At 70.5% G+C, this 2,400-nt stretch carries 1 protein-coding gene and 1 pseudogene; both read right to left on the reverse strand.

The annotated features are described in order from the left end of the window. Positions 1-1,069 (reverse strand): annotated as a pseudogene (locus tag FNH04_RS48415) (hypothetical protein); the annotation flags it as partial. Between the two features lie 234 nt (positions 1,070-1,303). Next, a complete protein-coding gene (locus FNH04_RS44870; RefSeq protein WP_152791978.1) occupies positions 1,304-2,266 on the reverse strand; it encodes an ABC transporter substrate-binding protein in 963 nt (320 codons plus the stop codon). Positions 2,267-2,400: the final 134 nt, after the last annotated feature.

The following is a 2,400-nucleotide window of genomic DNA, read 5'->3' on the forward strand; positions in this document are numbered from 1 at the left end:
GGGCGGGCGTGAGGGCGGAGGACGCGGACACGGAGGTGAGGGCCTTGACCGCGGGCCCGGTCGCCGCGCGCTCGTGCCCGTGGACCGTCTCGGCGCGTCCCTCGGCCCCGCCGTCCTTGTCCGCGCCGGCGGCGGACGCCGCATCGGCCTGCGCGGTCTGCTCCGAACCGGCCTGCTCCATAGCGGCTTCGGCGGAAACGGACCGCGGTGAACCGCCGTCCGGTGAACCGCCGTCCGGGGAGCCGCCGTCACGAGAGCCGCGGTCCGGGGGACCGCCGTCCGGAGAACCGCCCTTCGGGGAATCACCGTTCGGGAAGTCGCCCTTCGGCAGGTCGTCCTCGCGGGACTCGCCCTCGGGCGCGCTCTCGGCCACGGACTCGGCCTTCCCGGCGGTCGCCTCCTCGGCCAAGTCGCCCTTGATGAGCCGGTCCAGCGCCGAGCTGGCGGCCAGGTAGAGCGAGGAGCCGGCCGGGGAGAACGCACCGGGAGCCGCCTGCTCCTCGGCGGCCTGTCCCTCGGTCGTCTGCTCGTCGGACGCGGCGGCCGCGGCCTCCCGCTCGTTCGGCGTCCCGGCCGCGGGCAGCGCACGTGCCGACCCCGGGGCCGGCTCCGTCGAGGCCTCGATGGCCAGCAGGCGACGGCCTTCCAGCGCGCTGGCCCGCTCCGTCTCCGCGGTGGCGTACCGCCGGAGCAGCGCCGCGTGCTCGTTGCGCAGGCCCGCCAGCTCCGTCCGCTTGGCGCGCAGCTTGTGCTCCAGCTTCTGGCGCAGCTCGCGCGACTCCTCGAGGTCGGTCTCCAGTTCGGCGACCTGCTCCTCGTGCCGCCACTCGTCGCTCGCCCGCGCGCGCGCAAGGTCCGCGACGCGTTTGCCGGCCTCGACGTCCCAGCGGCGCATGACGGCCGCGCCCACGGCCGCGGTGGCCGCCGCGACCGCGGCCGACACCCGGAGCACCGATGGCTGGGTGAACACCCAGGGTCCGAGGGCGCAAACGAGCGAGACGCCTGCGATCGCGGACGGAGGCAGCAGCCTGTGCAGAGGCGGTGAATGGCGATGACGTCCACGTGGCATGGCCAGAAACTTACCGCGAGTAGAGGAATCGTGGTGCGCCGGGAGGTAAAAACACAGCCACTCCGAAGCCTCCACAGCCCCTCATGCCCCAACAAGGACACCAAGAACCCCGGTTCCGTTCCGACAGTCCCGGCGAAACCGTCCCGGTAAGCGTCGAGAGCCACTCCCCCGTGGCCCGACGAACCACTCCTCAGAAGCCTCGCGAGCGCTCTTGGGAAGACATGCGAAGCCGCCCTACTTCTTGATCAACCCCTTCGACTCCAGATAGTCCGCCGCGACATCGGCTTCCTTCTGGCGCTCCTCGTCCACCTTCCGGTTGAGTTCCACGAGATCGGCCGTCGTGAGTGTGTCGGTCAGCTTCCCGAGTACATCGGCGATCTCCTGGTCACCCGCGTCCTTCGCGTTCACCACCGGGAGTACGTTGTCCGCGTTCTGGAGCTTCTTGTCGTCCTCCAGGAGCACCAGGTCGAAGTTCTTCAGCGTGGCGTCCGTGGTCGTGGTCAGCACCAGTTGGTCCGTGCCGTTCTTCACCGCCTGTTTGGCCTGTGTCGTACCGACGCCCTTGGGGTCGATTCCGGCGACGTCGATGCCGTACGTCTTCTTCAGACCGGGCGCGCAGAAGGGCCGAGTCTCACACTCGTCACCGGCCGCGATCTTGACCTTGAGCCCCGACTCGCCCAGATCGGAAAGCGTCTTGAGGTTGTGCTCCTCGGCGAATTCCCGGCTCACCGCGAACGCGTTCTGGTCGACCGCCTCTCCGGCCGGCAGCACCTTCAGACCACGCGGCTCGGCGAGTTTCCTCAGCGCCGCGACCGTGGCGTCGACATCGCTGGAGGCGACCGGCTCGGCGTTCGGCCCGTTCTCCTCGGCGTTGAGGAATTCCGCCAGCGTCGCCGCGTATTCGGGTACGACGTCGATGGCGCCCTTCTCCAGCTGGGGCTCGTAGATCTCGCGGTTCTCGACGGTCTTCAGGGTGACGCCGTAACCGGCGCCCGTCAGCAGCTGCTTGTACAGCTCACCGAGGACCTTCGCCTCGGTGAACCCGGCCGCGCCCACGACGAGCGAGCCCTTGTCACCGCCGGATCCGCCGTCCGACGCCTTGTCCTCCAGGCTGTCCCCGCCGCACGCGGCAAGCGTCCCGGTCAGCGCGGCTACGGCCACGACCGCGACCGCCGTCCGACGCGTTCTGCTGTTCATCGTTACCCCCATCGGGAAGTTGACCAAGAAATCGGGAGGGCGGACGCCACCGCGTCGCCCGGACATCGCCGCTCCGCCCGCGGCCTCACCCCACGCCCCGCGGCCTCACCGCACCGCCCCGCGGCTCACCGCAC

Source organism: Streptomyces phyllanthi (assembly GCF_009377205.1).
Classification (GTDB): Bacteria; Actinomycetota; Actinomycetes; order Streptomycetales; family Streptomycetaceae; genus Streptomyces; species Streptomyces phyllanthi.